The 17173-nt window shown below is 53.8% G+C and carries 12 protein-coding genes; 6 read left to right on the top strand and 6 right to left on the bottom strand.

Translation table 11 applies throughout. From position 1 onward, the window contains the following. Positions 1-54 precede the first annotated feature (54 nt). The gene (locus V2S86_RS03875; RefSeq protein WP_330761307.1) at positions 55-2433 is read left to right on the top strand and encodes a glucose/quinate/shikimate family membrane-bound PQQ-dependent dehydrogenase; all 2379 of its coding nucleotides are present in this window, start codon (positions 55-57) and stop codon (positions 2431-2433) included. Positions 2434-2618: 185 nt separating this feature from the next. Next, a complete protein-coding gene (locus V2S86_RS03870; RefSeq protein WP_330761306.1) occupies positions 2619-3191 on the top strand; it encodes a phosphoglycerate mutase in 573 nt (190 codons plus the stop codon). Positions 3192-3270: 79 nt separating this feature from the next. Here V2S86_RS03870 and V2S86_RS03865 read toward each other — a convergent pair whose 3' ends face one another. Together V2S86_RS03865 and V2S86_RS03860 are read right to left on the bottom strand one after the other, a co-directional pair. Continuing rightward, positions 3271-4527 carry an MFS transporter gene (locus V2S86_RS03865; RefSeq protein ID WP_330761305.1) on the bottom strand — a complete coding sequence of 419 codons (1257 nt, stop codon included), beginning with the start codon at positions 4525-4527 and terminating at the stop codon, positions 3271-3273. A gap of 79 nt (positions 4528-4606) precedes the next feature. Further along, the gene (locus V2S86_RS03860) at positions 4607-5914 is read right to left on the bottom strand and encodes an alpha-glucosidase/alpha-galactosidase (protein ID WP_330761304.1); all 1308 of its coding nucleotides are present in this window, start codon (positions 5912-5914) and stop codon (positions 4607-4609) included. A gap of 199 nt (positions 5915-6113) precedes the next feature. Here V2S86_RS03860 and V2S86_RS03855 point away from each other — a divergent pair, with 199 nt between their 5' ends. Further along, complete coding sequence (locus V2S86_RS03855; RefSeq protein ID WP_330761303.1) at positions 6114-6941, top strand: AraC family transcriptional regulator; 828 nt, start codon at positions 6114-6116, stop codon at positions 6939-6941. A 15-nt stretch (positions 6942-6956) separates the two neighbouring features. Here V2S86_RS03855 and V2S86_RS03850 read toward each other — a convergent pair whose 3' ends face one another. Continuing rightward, entirely contained in the window at positions 6957-8426 is a 1470-nt protein-coding gene (locus V2S86_RS03850) for an EmmdR/YeeO family multidrug/toxin efflux MATE transporter (RefSeq protein ID WP_330761302.1), read from the bottom strand. A gap of 312 nt (positions 8427-8738) precedes the next feature. Between V2S86_RS03850 and V2S86_RS03845 the strand changes: the two genes are divergently transcribed. Continuing rightward, the gene (locus V2S86_RS03845; protein ID WP_330763152.1) at positions 8739-9545 is read left to right on the top strand and encodes a DUF1460 domain-containing protein; all 807 of its coding nucleotides are present in this window, start codon (positions 8739-8741) and stop codon (positions 9543-9545) included. Between the two features lie 24 nt (positions 9546-9569). Continuing rightward, the gene (locus V2S86_RS03840; RefSeq protein ID WP_330761301.1) at positions 9570-11030 is read left to right on the top strand and encodes an SH3 domain-containing protein; all 1461 of its coding nucleotides are present in this window, start codon (positions 9570-9572) and stop codon (positions 11028-11030) included. Here V2S86_RS03840 and V2S86_RS03835 read toward each other — a convergent pair whose 3' ends face one another. Beyond that, positions 11031-11606: a helix-turn-helix transcriptional regulator gene (locus tag V2S86_RS03835; RefSeq protein WP_330761300.1), complete on the bottom strand. Its 576-nt coding sequence runs from the start codon at positions 11604-11606 to the stop codon at positions 11031-11033. Positions 11607-12798: 1192 nt separating this feature from the next. On the opposite strand from V2S86_RS03835, the gene V2S86_RS03830 reads away from it, so the two are divergent. Next, entirely contained in the window at positions 12799-13026 is a 228-nt protein-coding gene (locus V2S86_RS03830) for a hypothetical protein (RefSeq protein WP_330761299.1), read from the top strand. Positions 13027-13304: 278 nt separating this feature from the next. Here the strand turns inward: V2S86_RS03830 and V2S86_RS03825 are convergent, their stop codons facing one another. Then, entirely contained in the window at positions 13305-13664 is a 360-nt protein-coding gene (locus V2S86_RS03825) for a DUF6277 family protein (protein WP_330761298.1), read from the bottom strand. A gap of 19 nt (positions 13665-13683) precedes the next feature. Continuing rightward, a complete protein-coding gene (gene tssM, locus V2S86_RS03820) occupies positions 13684-17163 on the bottom strand; it encodes a type VI secretion system membrane subunit TssM (protein ID WP_330761297.1) in 3480 nt (1159 codons plus the stop codon). Positions 17164-17173 lie beyond the last annotated feature (10 nt).

Genomic DNA, 17173 nt, shown 5'->3' with positions numbered 1-17173 from the left:
GATTTGGCTTAATCTCTAAATCGGGGACTTTTCATTTTTGGTAAGGATAATACTATGCAAAATAAAGCGTCATTGTCGCCGCTCGTCATCATAACGGCGCTGTTCGCCGTGTTGAGCGGGCTCTATCTGCTGGCCGGGGGCATCTGGTTGGCGAAGCTCGGCGGTTCGTTGTACTACATCATCGCCGGCGCGGTCTTGTTGGTAACCGCCTGGTTGCTGTTGCGCCGCCGCGCCACCGCGCTGTTGGTGTACGCCCTCTTTCTGCTCGGTACCACGGTCTGGGCGCTGTGGGAAGTCGGCCCGGATTTCTGGGCGCTGACGCCGCGTCTGGACGTCACCTTCTTCTTCGGCCTGTGGCTGGTGTTGCCCTTTATCTATCGTCGGCTTATCGCCAACGGCAAGCTGGCGTACGCTGCGTTAAGCATTGTGCTGGTGTTCACCGTGGGCGTTCTGGCCTATGCGGTGTTTAACGATCCGCAAGAGATTCACGGCACCCTTGAACCGGCGCAGGTCAAGGCCGAAACCGACGCGTCTGCCGCCGACTGGCCGGCTTATGGCCGCACGCAGGAAGGCACTCGCTATTCCCCGCTGAGCCAAATCAATGACAAAAACGTTGGCCAACTCAAGGAAGCCTGGACCTTCCAGACCGGTGACCTGAAAACCGCCAACGATCCGGGTGAAATCACCAACGAAGTCACCCCGATTAAAATCCGCGACACGCTTTATCTCTGTACGCCTCACCAGAAGTTGTTCGCGCTGGATGCCGCTACCGGTAAAGAGAAGTGGAAGTTCGACCCTCAGTTGAAATTCAACCCGACCTTCCAGCACATCACCTGCCGCGGCGTTTCTTACCATGAAACCACCGCAGCGGCCGCTGCAACGACCGATGCCTCTCCGGCACAGTGCGCACGCCGCATTATTCTGCCGGTGAATGACGGCCGTCTGTTTGCTCTGGATGCGGAAACCGGCAAACCCTGCGCCGATTTCGCCAATAACGGCGAGTTGAATCTGCAAAGCAATATGCCGTATGCGACCCCAGGCCACTATGAGCCGACGTCGCCGCCGGTGATCACCGATAAGGTGATTGTCGTTGCCGGTGCGGTTACCGATAACTACTCCAACCGTGAGCCTTCGGGCGTGATCCGCGGGTTTGACGTCAACAGCGGCAAGCTGCTGTGGGCCTTTGATCCGGGCGCCAAAGATCCGAACGCCATCCCGGCGGACGAGCACCATTTCACGCCGAACTCACCGAACTCCTGGGCGCCTGCCGCCTATGACGCCAAACTGGACATCGTCTATCTGCCGATGGGCGTCACCACCCCGGATATCTGGGGCGGCGACCGCACGCCGGAAATGGAACGTTATGCCAGCGGCCTGTTGGCGCTGAATGCCTCCACCGGCAAGCTGGCCTGGTTCTATCAGACCGTGCACCATGATCTGTGGGATATGGACGTGCCGGCTCAGCCTACTCTGGCGGATATCACCGACAAGAGCGGCAACAAGGTACCGGTGATTTATGTGCCGACCAAAACCGGCAACATCTTCGTGCTGAACCGCACCAACGGCGAATTGGTGGTACCGGCGCCAGAAAAACCGGTTCCGCAAGGCCCGGCCAAGGGCGACCGCCTGTCACCTACCCAGCCGTTCTCCGAGCTGACTTTCCGTCCGGAGAAAAAACTGACCGGCGCGGATATGTGGGGCGCGACCATCTATGACCAATTGGTCTGCCGGGTGATGTTCCACAGCCTGCGTTACGAAGGCACCTTCACCCCGCCTTCCGAGCAGGGTACGCTGGTGTTCCCGGGCAACCTCGGCATGTTCGAATGGGGCGGCCTGTCTGTCGACACCGACCGTCAAATCGCCATCGCCAACCCGATCGCGCTGCCGTTCGTGTCCAAACTGATCCCACGCGGCCCGGGCAACCCGATTGAACCACCGGCCGGCGACAAAGGCGGCAGCGGCACCGAAGCCGGCGTGCAGCCACAGTATGGCGTGCCGTTCGGCGTGACCCTGAACCCGTTCTTGTCGCCGTTTGGCCTGCCTTGCAAACAGCCGGCATGGGGTTATATTTCCGCCGTAGACCTGAAAACCAACGACATCGTGTGGAAAAAACGCATCGGTACCGTGCGCGACAGCTCTCCGTTGCCGCTGCCGTTCAAGATGGGCATGCCGATGTTGGGCGGGCCGGTTTCTACCGCCGGTAATGTGTTCTTCATTGGCGCAACCGCGGACAACTACCTGCGCGCCTTCAGCGTAACCAACGGCGACAAACTGTGGGAAGCGCGTCTGCCGGCCGGTGGCCAGGCAACGCCAATGACCTATGAGGTTAACGGCAAGCAGTTCGTGGTGATTTCCGCAGGCGGGCATGGCTCCTTCGGCACCAAGCTGGGCGACTACATCGTCGCTTACGCTCTGCCGGACGAGAAGAAGTAATCGCCCAAGAGAGTCCTACCCTGGAGCACGCCATCCGGCGTGCTCTATCCCCCTTGCGGACTGCCCTCATCTCCCCCGAATATTCCTTCGCATCAACCGATTAGCATCCGGTGCGTCAGGCCGTGCAAACCGCTGCCCACTTATCGGCGCTGTGCCATAATGCGCCGCCAATGGGAGGGCGATAAATGGACATCATTCTACTGCGTCATGGTCAGCCAGACATCGATACCGACAAGCTTCGGCACGCCCGCGAGATGCGAACCTGGATCGATCAATACAATCGTGCGGGCATCGCCGATACGCCGCCCGAAAACGCCAGGACGCTGTCCGCGCAACCCCGGTATGTCGTCGCCAGTACCCTGCCAAGAGCCTTGGCTTCCCTGACTTTGCTGGGCCTGCAACCCCACGAGAGCGACGCCCTGTTCTGCGAAGCCGAGCTGCCGGTGTTATCCGTACCGCTTTTACGTTTACGCCCCTTGCATTGGGTGGTGATTTTTCGTCTTCTGTGGCTGTGCGGCTACGCGAAAAATGTCGAATCCTTGTCGTCAGCCAAAAAACGCGCCGCGGCCGCCAGCAGCAAGCTGACCGATCTCGCGGCGGCTCAGGGGACAGTACTGCTGTTGGGGCATGGCGTAATGAACAGCCTGATTGCCAATAAATTGAAAAAGGCCGGCTGGCAGCTTCACGGCCAATCAGGCAACAGCTACTGGAACGCCAGGGTGTATCGCCTTGCCGGCCCCTCAACGACATCCGCCTGAATGACGGCCAACAAATGCAGAGCCCCTTCAGCCATAGCAGTTTTGGGGGCCACAGGCACAGCACCCGTTGCAGTTTGCGCTATCTCACCGCCAGCGGCAGCGTGCCTTCCCCCTTCAATACCCGCGCTTTGCCGCTCAGAGCAAAGGCCGAGATAAGGGTAAACAGCAACGCGATGCAGCCAAGGATCAGGTAAGAGGTTTTGAAGCCGTAATTGACGTACATCATCCCCGCCGCATAGGACATGCCGATGGCCGACAGTTGTTTGAAGAAGCAAAAACCCCACAGGTAAATCGACGCGGAGAGGTTAACGTTAAACTGGGTGGTGATGTATTTGAAGATGCCCACCAGCAGGAACGGCACTTCGAACATATGCAGGGTCTTGAGGACAATCACCGCCGTCACCGAGTCCGCCTGCGACGAACCGATGATCCGCACCGACATAATCATCCCGGCAATCAGCAGCGCATTCTTGCCGCCGATGCGGTTGATGATCAACGGCGCAAAGAACATGATAAACGCGTTAAGAAACTCGCCCAGCGTGGTCACATAGCCAAACGCCTGGGTGCCGGCATGCCGATCGCGGAAAAACGAGGTGAAGAAGTTGGCGAACTGCTGGTCGAACACGTCGTACACGCAGGCCACCCCGACGATATACATCACCAGACACCAGAATTTGCGCATTTTCAACAGCCCCAGCGCCGCTTTCAGCTTGATCGGTTTGTGGTTCAGCGCCAGGCCGTCCGCCACTGCCAGCGCGTTGTTCTCTTCCGGCTTGAACAGATAAAGCAACCCCGCCAGCACCAGCGCGAAGCTGGAGGCCAGCCAAAATGCGAATTGATTGTTAATGGTAAACATATAGCCGACGATCGAGGCGCAGATCGCCCAGCCGATACAACCAAACAGCCGGGCGCGGCCATACTCGAACTGGCTGCGGCGGCTCACCTTCTCGATATAGGCTTCAATCGCCGGCGAACCGCCGCTGCACACCAAACCGAGATAAATGCCGCACAGCAGCGCGCCCAGCAAAAAGTTGCTTTGCAGCAGCGGCGAGAACACATAGATAAACAGCGGCGCCAGAAACAGCAGCAGGAAGATAATCATCCACAGCAGGTGTTTCTTCAGACCAAACTTGTCGGTGACGAAGCCGAAAATCGGCTGGAACACCAGGGCAAACAGCGCCATGCCGGCGAACACCAACCCGGTTTGTTGCTGATCGAGATGATTGACGTCATGCAGCCAGATCGGAAAGAACGGCAGCACCGCGCCCATGATAAAGAAATAGAAAAAACAGAAGGCACCGAAGATCCAAAAGTTCTTGTTTTTCAAATAAAACATGGCTCACCATCCCATTTTTAACGGCGCGGGAAGCCCCGCGCCTTGTGCGTTTTGAGGAGGTATAGGAGTAATTCGGCGATTAATGGTAGGCGGGAAGCCAGTTGCCGTGCGCTTCAATCAGTTCGTCGCACAATTTGCGGATGTCATCAATCGAAAGCTCGGCGGAGGTGTGCGGATCCAGCAGCGCCGCATGGTAGATCGCCTCGCGTTTATACGTGACCGCCGCTTCGATGGTCAGCAGTTGGGTATTGATATTGGTACGGTTCAGCGCCGCCAGTTGCTCCGGCAAGTTGCCGACGTAGCATGGCGTGATCCCCTGCCCATCCACTAGGCAAGGCACTTCGACGCAGGCCTCCGCAGGCAGGTTGGTGATCAAACCGGTGTTGAGCACATTGCCGCCAATCTTGTATGGCCGATCGGTTTCCATCGCTTCGATAATGTAAGACGCATATTCATGGGTGCGGCAATGGGTCAGGCTGGCGTCATGGGTCAGCGCCACTTTCTGTTGCTGCCACTGTTCAATCTGCTCAATACATCGGCGCGGGTATTCATCCAGCGGAATATTGAAGCGCTCAATCAGTTCCGGATAATTGCGTTTGATCCAGTAAGGCATGTATTCGGCATTGTGTTCTGAAGATTCGGTCACGTAATAGCCGAAGGTTTTCATGATTTCATGGCGCACCATGTCGTCATGCTTGCCCTGCAAGGCATTGGCGCGGCGCTTGATTTCCGGGTACAAGTCTTCGCCGTGGCGGCGAACGTCCAGCAGCCAGGCCATATGGTTGATGCCCGCGATGTGGAATTGCACATCGTCGGTCGGCATATCCACGCTTTTCAGCAGCGTCTCGGCGCACACCTGAACGCTGTGGCACAACCCCACGGTTTTCACTTCGGTATGGCGCAGCATGGCGCCGGTTATTGCCGCCATCGGGTTGGTATAGTTCAGCAGCCAGGCGTCCGGGCAGACCGCTTCGATGTCCCGGGCGAAATCAAACAGCACCGGAAGGGTGCGCAGCGCGCGGAAGATACCGCCAATCCCCAGCGTATCGGCAATCGTCTGCTGCAAACCGTATTTGCGGGCAATGGTGAAATCGGTAATGGTGCAAGGATCGTAGCCGCCGACCTGAATGGCATTCACCACGTAATTGGCGTTTTTCAAGGCCGCGCGGCGGTTCTCCACGCCGAGGTAAGGGGTGATTTTCGCCCTGCCCGCATTGGTATTGCGGTTGATATTACTCAGCATGGCGAAAGATTCATTGAGACGGGCGCTGTCGATGTCATACAACGCGATATCCACTTCTTTCAATGCCGGCGTCGCCATGATGTCGCCGAGTACGTTCTTGGCGAAGATGGTGCTGCCTGCGCCCATAAATGTCACTTTAATCATCGTATTTCTCCGCTGCTGCCGTTGTCGATACGCTGAAATTACCCTGCAACGCGTGCGCGAGATATGGCTGAATGTGACCTTGTTATGGCGAAAAATGACGCACCGCAAAAAGTGTGAGCCAGGTCGGGATCTGGCCGTATCCGGGCGACTCTGCCGCAACTACGCTGATACAGTGGGCATAAAATGGAGGCCATGACTGATGCACAAGAGTTTTACCCTCAATCGCACCGACAATATTGAGCTGAACCTGTACCAGTACGGGGAGGAGAATTGTGATAAAGGCCACAGTTTTGGCCCCGCCGTGCGCCAGCACTACCTATTTCATTATGTGATAAGCGGGACCGGCGTGCTGCACAGCGAATACGGTTCATTTCCCGTCGTGGCAGGCGAAGGTTTTCTGATCCACCCGCACGACGTAACCACCTACTGCGCCGATAAACGGGATCCCTGGCACTATATGTGGCTGGAGGTCGATGGGCTTATCGCCGGCAAGATTTTCGAAGAATGCCTTCTGAGCCGTCAATTCCCGATTTATCGGCCCACCCGGCGGGACGATAACGCCAGCGCCCTGGGCTACCTGCGGCAGATCGTTGCCCACGGCGATGAACACCGGCTGAAGGTGCTCGGGCTGAGTTACCTGTTCTTTTCTGCGCTGATCGACAATAGGCTGCAGGGCACGGCGGCACATCCTGATGACAAGGCGCAGCATCTGCGTAAAGCGGTCAAACAAATTGAAAACCGCTACCATGAACATTTGACGATTGAGAGCCTGGCCGCCTACTGCAATATCAACCGCAGCTACCTGTGCCGCTTGTTCAAAAACGCCTACGGTATCGGCCCCAAGGCGTATTTGCTTAATTTTCGCATGAGTATCGCCGTCAGCCTGCTGAGCAATGGCCCTACGGCGATCAAGGTGGTGGGTATTTCGGTCGGTTATGAAAACCAACTGCACTTTTCCAAAGCCTTCAAGCAGGTACACGGCGTATCGCCGGCCAGGTGGCGGCAAGAAAACGTCCGGGCCCCCTAGCCAGGCACGCCACCTTCAGCCCCCCGTTCGCTTGGTGCGGGCGATTGTTTTTCCCGCAACCTCTGCCTGTTTTATACGCGGGTATTTCCACAACCAGCGTCCGCTGACCATGCGCCAGTAGAAGAGCGCGCCGCGCACCGCCCAATCCATAAACATGCCGAGCCAAACGCCGACCACGCCCATCCCCAATACAATGCCCAGCGTGTAACCGGCCACCACGCGGCAGCCCCACATGCCCAGCATCGACACCCACATGGCAAAGCGGGCGTCGCGCGCGCCTTTCAACCCGGCGGGCAGCACCCAGGAGGCGGCCCAGATCGGCATAAAGGCGGCGTTGAGCCAGATAAGCACTTTCACCACCTCCTTAACATCGTCCTGTTGGCTATAAAACGAGGCGAACATCCCGGCCAGCGGCGCCGTTCCCCAGGCGATCACCGTCAGCCCAATCGTCGCCAGCCAGAAAACGTGGCGCAGTTGCCGCTCCGCCTGGGCTATCTGCCCTTTTCCCAGACGTTTCCCCACGATAATCGTCGATGCAGAACCCAGGGCGTTACCCGGCAGGTTAATTAACGAGGCGATGGAAAAGGCGATAAAATTACCGGCAATGACGTTGGTCCCCATGCCGGCGACGAACATCTGGGTCAGCAATTTGCCGCCGTTGAACAACACCGATTCGATGCTGGCGGGGATGCCGATCCCCAGCACTTCCCAGAGGATGTTCAGTTTTAACGGTGTAAAGTAGCTTTTCAGCGTGATGTGCAGCGCCGGATTAAACCCAATCATCAGCACGTAAATAATGGCGATGGCACCGATATAGCGGGAAAGGGTCAGCCCCAGCCCTGCACCGACAAAGCCCAGCCCCTGCCAGCCCAGCATGCCGTAAATCAGAATGCTGCTGATGATGATGTTGAGGATATTCATGCCGCCGTTGATCAGCAGCGGGATCTTGGTATTGCCCGCCCCGCGCAGCGCGCCGCTGCCGATCAGCGCAATGGCGGCGGCCGGGTAGCTCCACACCGTGGTTTGCAGATAAGAAAGCGCCAGCGCCTTGACCTCCGGCGTGGCGGCACCGGCGATCACGTCAATGATCTGCTCGCCCGCCAGGTGGATGCCCACCGCCAATATCAGGGCGACCAACGTCATCAACACCAACGACTGGCGCGCCGCCGAGCGCGCTCTTTTGCGATCCCGCTTGCCGAGGCTGAAGGCCACTACCACCGTAGTGCCCAGATCCACTGCGGCGAAGAAGGCGATAATCACCATATTGAAGCTGTCCGCCAGCCCCACGCCGGCCATCGCTTCCTTACCGATCCAGCTCACCAGGAAGGTGCTTAGCACCCCCATCAGCAAGACGCAGGCGTTCTCCATGAAGATCGGTACCGCCAGCGGCGTGATCTCACGCCAGAACAGCACGCGGTAACTTTTTCGTTTGGCGTACCAGGGCGTTTTTTCCACACGCTGGCGCAGGGCGGCATATAAATTCAAGATGGACTCAGATAAAAGTAAAACAACATTTCAAAGGATGAATGACAGATCGTTATCCTGCAAAGAATTTTTTGCAAAGGTGGATTTCCGCCAGGCGGGCTAGTCCATGTCATCTTCCTGATCCGCCTGCAACACCGTGATATGGAAGGCCCTGCAATGAGAAGGAAGGTTCAATTGATCTTAGGGGGCGACAGCCAATTAAAGTAGCAATCAACCACTGGCGTTTTTGACAGCAATAATAATCATTTTCGGTAATAGAAATAACAATCATTTCCGGTAAAGATGAAGACGGGATTCTTACCTTTTACGGAAATGATAATGAAGATAAAGACATGGACTGTCTTGCTGATGTCAGCGTACCTGACAACATGCACCCCGCCTAAAGTCGCTAAATATCCGACCATTATGGACGGTGTCACAGCGGAAAAAGTTAACGCGATTATCCGGACGGAAGTCATCCCTTCAGCAGGGGAAAATCATGGGGAAGTCATCAGCCGCGTGTCGTCTGCTTTTCTCGGAACGCCTTATCAGGCAGATACGCTTATCGGTGGACCTGACACCCCCGAAGCTCTTGTCGCGAATTTTAACGGCGTGGATTGCTTTACCCTGGTAGATTACGTCGAAGCCCTGGCCCGGAGCCGTGATCAGAAAACATTTCTGCATAATCTTGCCAGAACCCGCTATACCGAAGGCAAGGTTGACTACCTCAACCGCCGGCACTTTTTCTCTGAATGGTTCACCACCGCGCCGCGTAATGCCCGGGACGTCACGCCGGATATCAGCCCTGATTATGCCATTGCTGACAAGCAGCTGAACCGTAAACCGGATGGCGGCGAGTACATTCCTGGCCTGGGCATTAATCCGCGTAAAATAAATTACATTCCCGGTAAGGCTATCAACGAACAGGTCCTGGGCCGTCTGAAAACCGGCGATTATGTCGGCGTTTACTCCCCACTCAACGGGTTGGATGTTTCGCATGTGGGTATAGTGGTCCGCCACGACGAACAGGTGTGGTTCAGAAATGCCTCCTCGCTGGCCGCTAACAGAAAAGTGGTGGACTCACTCTTTATGGAATACATGCAGCCAAAACCGGGCATCGTTGTGTTGCGGGCTGAGTGACAAAATCATTACCGGAGATCTCCTATGAAAAAAAGTCAGCCACCAGAAAGAATAAAGCCTCTTTTCCTGATTGTTCCGCTGCTGTTATCGGCGTGCCACACTGCGCCACTCAGACCGGAAGTCAACGACACGGCTTCTCCCGGTTATGTCGCAGCGGACTATATCGACCCGACCAAAACGATCTTCCCACTGGGGAATTATTCGCAGTCTGTCGATAAATGGATCCCCCTCGGCCCGGATAGGCACGTCCCCATTATCGATGCCGCCACGCAGCAAAGGTTTTTTTCTGTTCTAAAATCTCGCTATTTTGGTATGGGGCAAGACGAACAGTCGCCCTGGAACCCTCATTACATCGCCACCATCCTGAACAAGGGCGCTGAGAGCGCTCGCGATGCCAGCCTTAAGAAGTACCTTGGGAATAACAGTGTTTCGTGGGGAGAAAACTTCAGGACTCATTCTGCCGGCTGGAAGCAAGAGGTAAGACGTAATGCGGATACCGGCATTGACGATGTTTATCACCCCTCCGGTCGGGGTATTGCCGTCAGGGAAACGCTGGTCAGGGTTATCCCGACTGCGGACCCGGCTTATGACGATCCCCGTCAGGCCGGACAAGGATACCCCTTTGACAATTTGCAGGATTCCTCCATCCATCCCGGCACCCCTGTATACGTACTTGCAAACAGCCGCGACGAACGCTGGAAATACGTAGTCTCCCCCACTGTAACCGGGTGGGTTCACAGCGAAGATATCGCGGGAGTGAATCAGCAATTTGTGACCGAATGGCTGGCGCTGACCAGAAACAACCTGGGCGCGTTTATTAAAGAGTCGGTCTCCGTCCATGAAAACGAGCAGTATTATTTTACCGCACGCCCCGGAACCATTTTGCCCTTCAGGCATAAACAGCCCAACCTTTTTCTGGCCGCAGCGCCTGTGCGTAACGATGACGGCCGCGCGCAAATTCGCTGGGTCAGCCTGAAGGCGGAGGCGTTCGCCGCCATGCCATGGGAAATGACGCCCGATAATATGGCGACACTGATGAAATCGATGAACGGCAGACCCTATGGCTGGGGAAATTATAATTTTTATAATGACTGTTCTGCCGAAATGCTAAGCCTGCTGATGCCCTTCGGTATATTTCTTCCCAGAGACTCTGCGGCTCAGATACAGGCAGCAACCAGGGTTGTCGACCTCAGCCATGAGGATACGAGCGCGCGAATACGTTACCTCGCGGAACACGGCAGACCCTTCACCACACTGGTCTACATTCCGGGACATATTATGCTGTACATCGGTAACACAGAAATTAACGGGAAGAGTGTCCCGATGACATACCAGAATATATGGGGACTGCGGCCGGCAGATTCGAAAAGCCGGAGTATTATTGGCGGTTCTGTGTTTTTCCCTTTGCTAACCGCTTACCCGGAAAACCCCAAACTGATGTCGCTGGCAGGCAAGGCGCAGTTTAAGCTGGGGTTTATTGAATGATTAGCAAGCGTCACTATGCATTTTTAGCCATCTTAAAAAATCGATATTATTATGGATATTCAACTTTCGCATTGCAGAGCGCTTATGAATACTGACGGTTTTTGGGCTAATGCCAAGTAGCATCGCCATTTGATTTTGCGAATAACCGCACTTGATCAGACGACATACCTTGCCTTCACTGAAGGTCAACTGAGTGCGGCAACGTGGGCAATGATCTGAAGTAAACGGCGCTTTGCCCCTATAACATGCCATTACCTTGGCAATGACTTTTTCTACCCCCTCTTTACGCGTGATGCTCCCCGCCTCTAAATTGCAATGAATCTTCGGCATACTGGCATTATGTTCCAATATCGAAAAATAGAGTGGGATAGAATAAAATTCTCCCTGTAGTAATTGCGCATGGCAAAAATTTATAGACACCCGGTCATCAGGTGCTCTGAAGATCACATTCGCATTTTTCTCTGAGGTAAAATTAACCCGAACCCCATGCTCAGCAAACCCCTGTTTCATTGCAAGGCTCAGGCCCAACTTAAAGAATTGATTCTGATCGACTATAGCAATATTCACCTGTTCCATTTGAATGTTCTCCTTCATTAACCGGAATTTCTATATTTTTCCCAAGCGGGATCCTTACGGTTGCTGTGAAAAAACAATGCAAGCATTGATGCTTGCAGAAAAAGGTTCAGATAAAATACATCAAATATTTTTTAGACTCTAAAGATATAAATCAGGATATCTTTATGAGTACATTTTAGCGTAGTGATAGCGTAAGAAACCGCCGCGTTTAACGCAGAACATTAACCTCAGATCAAAATCTAACTTCACGAATTAAAATAACCCCAAAAAAGCCTCCAGGGAAATTACCTATAGAATTATAGTTTACCGCAAGAACTCAGCATATCCAGATAAATATAAAAACAAAATACAATAGAGGGCATTAAATTGACAAGGGCATCTTTTTAAGCATCGTCATCCAGCCATTAGTAACTTCCTTAGGCGGCATCCAATATCCTTAACTTTTCTTAACTTCCTTATTTAAAAAAAATAATAAAAAATAATTTAAAATATCGTTATAAAACATTCCAAAAAACCACATTCTGCGTTATTTAGGCGGGAGTGAGACAGGTCCTGATACCAAGGCATACTCTTTAACTGTAGCGCAGGGGTGATTAACTGTAGCGCAGGGGTGATTTTTGAAATCGGCAATAAGATCGGAAGATGACAACGGTGCATGAGATAAATGGTACGCCATGATCGACTCAGCGACAAAGACAGGAGGAGAAGCAATCTAAATGCGAGTGAATAAATAGGGTTATTTGAGCCGCACTCTTTTTCTCTCGACAATTGAGACTAAACTGACATGATCTTTCTTCATCTGAGAACCTTTGCCCACAGGCAGTTCCTCGCCTCAACCATGATTTTCTCCGCCAGTTCATCATAACTCAAAGACCTTTCCGAGGCCGTACCCCCTCATGACGTAGCTTCCCTGGCTGAGATTATAGAAATAAATGAAAAAATAAAATTCGATTTAAAAATTCAATAAAATCTCGATTACGTCAGAAAATAACAAACAAGGTGGTTGGTGATAATTATAACAGCGCGAAGTTAAAAAAACAAATATCAGCATATAATCAATAATGTTTCTTGCGCATTAAACCACCCTGATAATATTATAAAAACCCGTCCAAACCTTATTGACAATATATCGTGATTTGCAATAATCAAATAGCCTGAAGTTAAGGGCTAACTGAAAAAGGAGTTTCAAATCATGAAAGTATTATCTCCAAGTGAAATTGAGCAAGTAAGCGGCGCCGCTTTCTTTGGCGATGTCGGCACACTTATTGGCAGCGCTATTGGAACCGGTATTGATACTATATCAGCCATTGCCGGTGTTGATCCTGATGCCAAAACGGTAGTCGGTACTTTGGGTAAAGGTATCGGCCTGGCCGTCGACTCGGTTATTTCCACTGGCTTGCAGATCCTCTCAAAACTGTAATATCGAACAACCCCCCTTTAATTCCCTTTTATGTATATTGTTTCATTTGCCAGTGTCCCTGCGGACGCTGGTTTTTTTTGCAGGCTAAAAATAAATAAGCGCCAGAAGGATACAGACCCAAAAGAACAAACTGGAACATACCGCGAGTAAAAATCCCGTCAGTGTGTTGGCATTTCTTAACATCCAGTTATATATCATGGCATACATCCCTGTTTATAAGGCCAGGGAACAAATTCATCCCCTGGCACTCTTAATGATTAACGCGCATAGCCTTCACGTTACAGTTTGGGTACCTTCGTGAAAAAGTTTGCCATTTCATTCGGAAAACCTTTAGCAATCGTTGGGCGAAGGTCGTCCATGGGCACATTAAAGTCCTTCGGCTGTTCGGACGTTTGCATTTTTTGGTGCGCCGTCACATTTGATTGCAGCCCGTTAAAAATGCCTTTCATATTACCAAACATATCGTCACAGGATTTTGTCACGTTGCTCATCACGGACTTTGCCGCATCAGGGCCCGACATCTGAATATTACTCACCCCATCCATAAAAGGTTGGCTAAGGGAAGATTGAGAATTCTGTCCCAGGCTGCCGCCCGCCTTCATGGTTTCAAAGATTTTTGCTGGATCTAACATAGTCATTACCTCTTCTCGGTTGTGTTTACATCGCTTTTGGGCACGAGAATCCTCTCAACGCCCGTGACCAGAGTGGGAAATCCTTCATGGTGGAACGCAATTCCAGTTTCAGCACGCCAACGACGGAAGACATTGACATCGTTAACTCACGTCTATCGCTGGCGAGAGGAACTGGGTTACTGGCATCAAACATGCGGAACAAGGCCCAGGGGCCGTCAAAACTGGACACCTGAATCTGGCCGGTACCCGTTCTGAAGGTCAGGCGAACATAGCTGCCGCCTTTGGGGCCGGGCCAATCAATGCGGGTTGGCTGACTGTAACCGTGGCTGTAGGTAATCACCTGGCCATCAATATCCAAAGTGGCTTCGGTAATGGTAGGCGTCAGTGATAATGGCCTGATAAACATTGAGAAAGAGAGCTTCTCGCCCGAGGTGAAGAAAGTGTCGCGAATCAATCGGGCATTTTCGAAAGCACCCAGGGTACTCGCATTGACAATACCTTCGGATCCCGGCTTGGCATTCCATTTTTTGGCGTTCACATCCACGTAGGGGGCCAGGTTTTCGTCAAAGAACTGCTGCATGGCACCATCGCGGCCGAACATACGCGAGAAATCTTCGATCCCGACCTCTGCCCTGGCGTTGCGGGCAAACGGATAACGCCCGCTGATGCTCCCCTTGCACAATCCTGAGGCCAGCGACGAAGCCCCTTTGCTCAGATTTTTTTGGCTCTGCTGCACCGTCTGGCTATCCCCAACCTGCAGGAGATCCATCATGACGCTGTACACCGGCTCCGGCTGCCGCGCCGCATCCAATTGCAAGCGCTTCAAGGTGCCGCCGGCCGGTACCACTTGCCCGCCGCGCAGCGAGGTAGACAACGTGGTCAACTGGCTATAGAGCGCCTCAAAACTGCGGCTCAAGGGATCATTGCTGGCATTGGTGGTTTGCAGTAGCTGGTAGCCCAGGCGACGAAGCAGCTCAAAGCGATCTTCAACCGCCCGTTCCGGCGTCAGACGAAAACGCGCACGCTCGCCGGAGATTTCGCCGAGAATATCGCGCCGTTGCTGTTCAATTCGGTTGCGCTGACGATCGAACCAGCTGGCCGCATCCCCTTGGTTGGTACCCGTCATGCTGGTTTCCCGAGCGGCAAACCGCACCAAGTTAGCCAATGGCGAAGACGGATCCGACAGTTGACGCGCCAAAATTGCCGCATCCTCAAGCCCATTAACCGGCCGGGCCCGAACGTCGCGAACAAAGGCGTCCCATTTGTCCGCATACTCAATCAGATAAAGTTTCCTCGCCTCATCGGCCAGCTTCTGCGCGGAAGCCAGTGTGGTGACTTTCGAGCCATCCTCTTTGCTGTCGCGCAGCACCCAAGACTCCTCTTCGATCATGTCCTTGGCGGCGTCGTCCAGCTGCGGCAGAAACACATCCCGATAACTGGCTCGGGTGTAGAACCCCGGCACGGCGCTATCGGTAACCGTTGCCTGGCTCTTGCGCCGTAACATCAAAGAGACATTTGGCCCCGCAGCATCGGCCAACGAAATGTCGCCGATGGCGGCCGGCAAGGGTTTTTCTTCGATACGGCGCACAACCCTGAGCTGCATCGGAATATTCATCGCCTTCACTCGCGCCAGGCGCAACAGATCGCCGTTCATTTTCATCACCGGCGCATCGGGCAACGAGAACATTTCGCGCAAGTGGTAAGCGAAAATATCCTTGTTCATATCGGTGTAGCCTTGCGGCATAAAGTTTTCCCACCGCGCCATAAACCAATCGATCAGCGCCTGCGCAGAACGATGCGAAGGTTGCCCCATCATCAGATAAACCTTCAGGGTGCTATACACATCTTTATTGGAGGCCGATACGTCGTTCTTCAGCTCACTGGCTATGTAGTTCTCTACCGCCGGCCAGAAAATCTGCAGCAAATGGCGCTGGTAGGTTTTTTGCGCCGCGTTGTTGATCAGCTTGTGTTCGAAGTAGGGATTCGGCAAAGGTGATACCTCGCCTCCCAGTTGGGCGTTCATATAGCCCATTTGTTCATACGCAGAAATAACGTCATCGCTGATGCGATTAGTGACAGGTATCTCACGCACGATGCGTTTTGTTTCATCGAAACGCGCGGCAATGTAGGAAATATAATCGCTCTCCCACAGGTAACGCATCGCCAGCAGGTTGAAAGACACCGCCAAGAGGATCAACACCAGGGAATAGCGCCCAATCACGCCCATTCGGCTGCCCAGCGGCCGCCCATGCGACGACTGCTGCAATACCCCGCGCTCCTGTCTGGCGCAGTTCAGTTCAGGGTGATATATGCGCCCGGTTGGACGGGCTTCATACATGTCCGCCGCCTGCGCATTATAAATAGCGCCCTGCGGCGGCAGCGCGATGGTGCTGCCCAACCAAACCTGCTGCAGATGGCAGGAATAGCCCACCGGGGTCTGCGGGAAGATCTGCTCCAACAGCGAATAAAGCGGATTGCCCAGCGAGCCGAGCGCCTCAGTGAAAAACAGCAGCTGCTGACGATTTTGGCCGTCCGGCACATCGTGCAACAGTTCAAGAACGTGATGGCTGACTCGCGCCACCATTTCACGGTAAAGGGTTTCGTACTGCTCGAAGGGGGTTCCCCCCTGTTTGGCACGATTGAGACTAAAACCCATGCCTTTTTGCAATAAATCGTCGCCCAGCATCGACAGGAAGGTGGCCCCGCCGACAATCTGATCGATATGGCTAATGGTAAAGTACACCGGCAGATCGCTGCGAAACCAGGCCGCGAGTTCCAACAAACGCACCCGCAATGCATCGGCCACGGATTTTCTTTCCGTCAGCGACGCATGCAGCAGCCAACGTGCATCCAGGCATAATATGATGCCGTCGACGCCCGGATGGCGGCGATGGCGCTTAATCAGTTTGAACAGGGTGTCGCGCGCTTTGCTTCCTTCTTCGCCCAAGCCGTTCAACTGCAACCATTCGCCAGAGGTGTCTATATATACCGAGTTTTCCGCCAGCCACCAGTTGCAGTCCTGCGTCGGCCCGATATCCACCGTCTGTTGCAGACCATAATGCTCCGCCATCAGAAAACGTTCCCCGCTTTCTCCGATTAGCGACGTTTTCCCGCTGTTCGGCGGCCCAATAACCAGAAACCAGGGCTTTTCACCGATGTGATGGCGGTTAAAGCGGTATTTGAAGCGCTGCCAATGGGTGCGCTGCTTCGCTAATCCCACGTACTGCAATGTGCGCATCGCATCGTAAAAACGCGAGGTCACGCGATCGCGCTGGGCCGACTTTTTCTTGACCGGTGCAGGTGCGCGGGCGTGGCGGAATACCCAAGACAAAAATGTCGCGACGAATGGCCACAGCGCCCAGCACAGAATCAGAGCGATGATGATGCCGCGCACCCACACGGCGAACAACGGCCTGTAGGTGCCGATGGCAATCAGCGGCCCAATCCACCACACCACCGCACAAAGCAATAGGGCCAGCACTAAGATGAATGATCTACGTATCATATAACTTCCT

The organism is Serratia sp. C2(1) (assembly GCF_036352655.1).
Lineage (GTDB): Bacteria > Pseudomonadota > Gammaproteobacteria > Enterobacterales > Enterobacteriaceae > Serratia > Serratia inhibens.
This window is presented reverse-complemented; position numbering and strand designations above follow the sequence as displayed.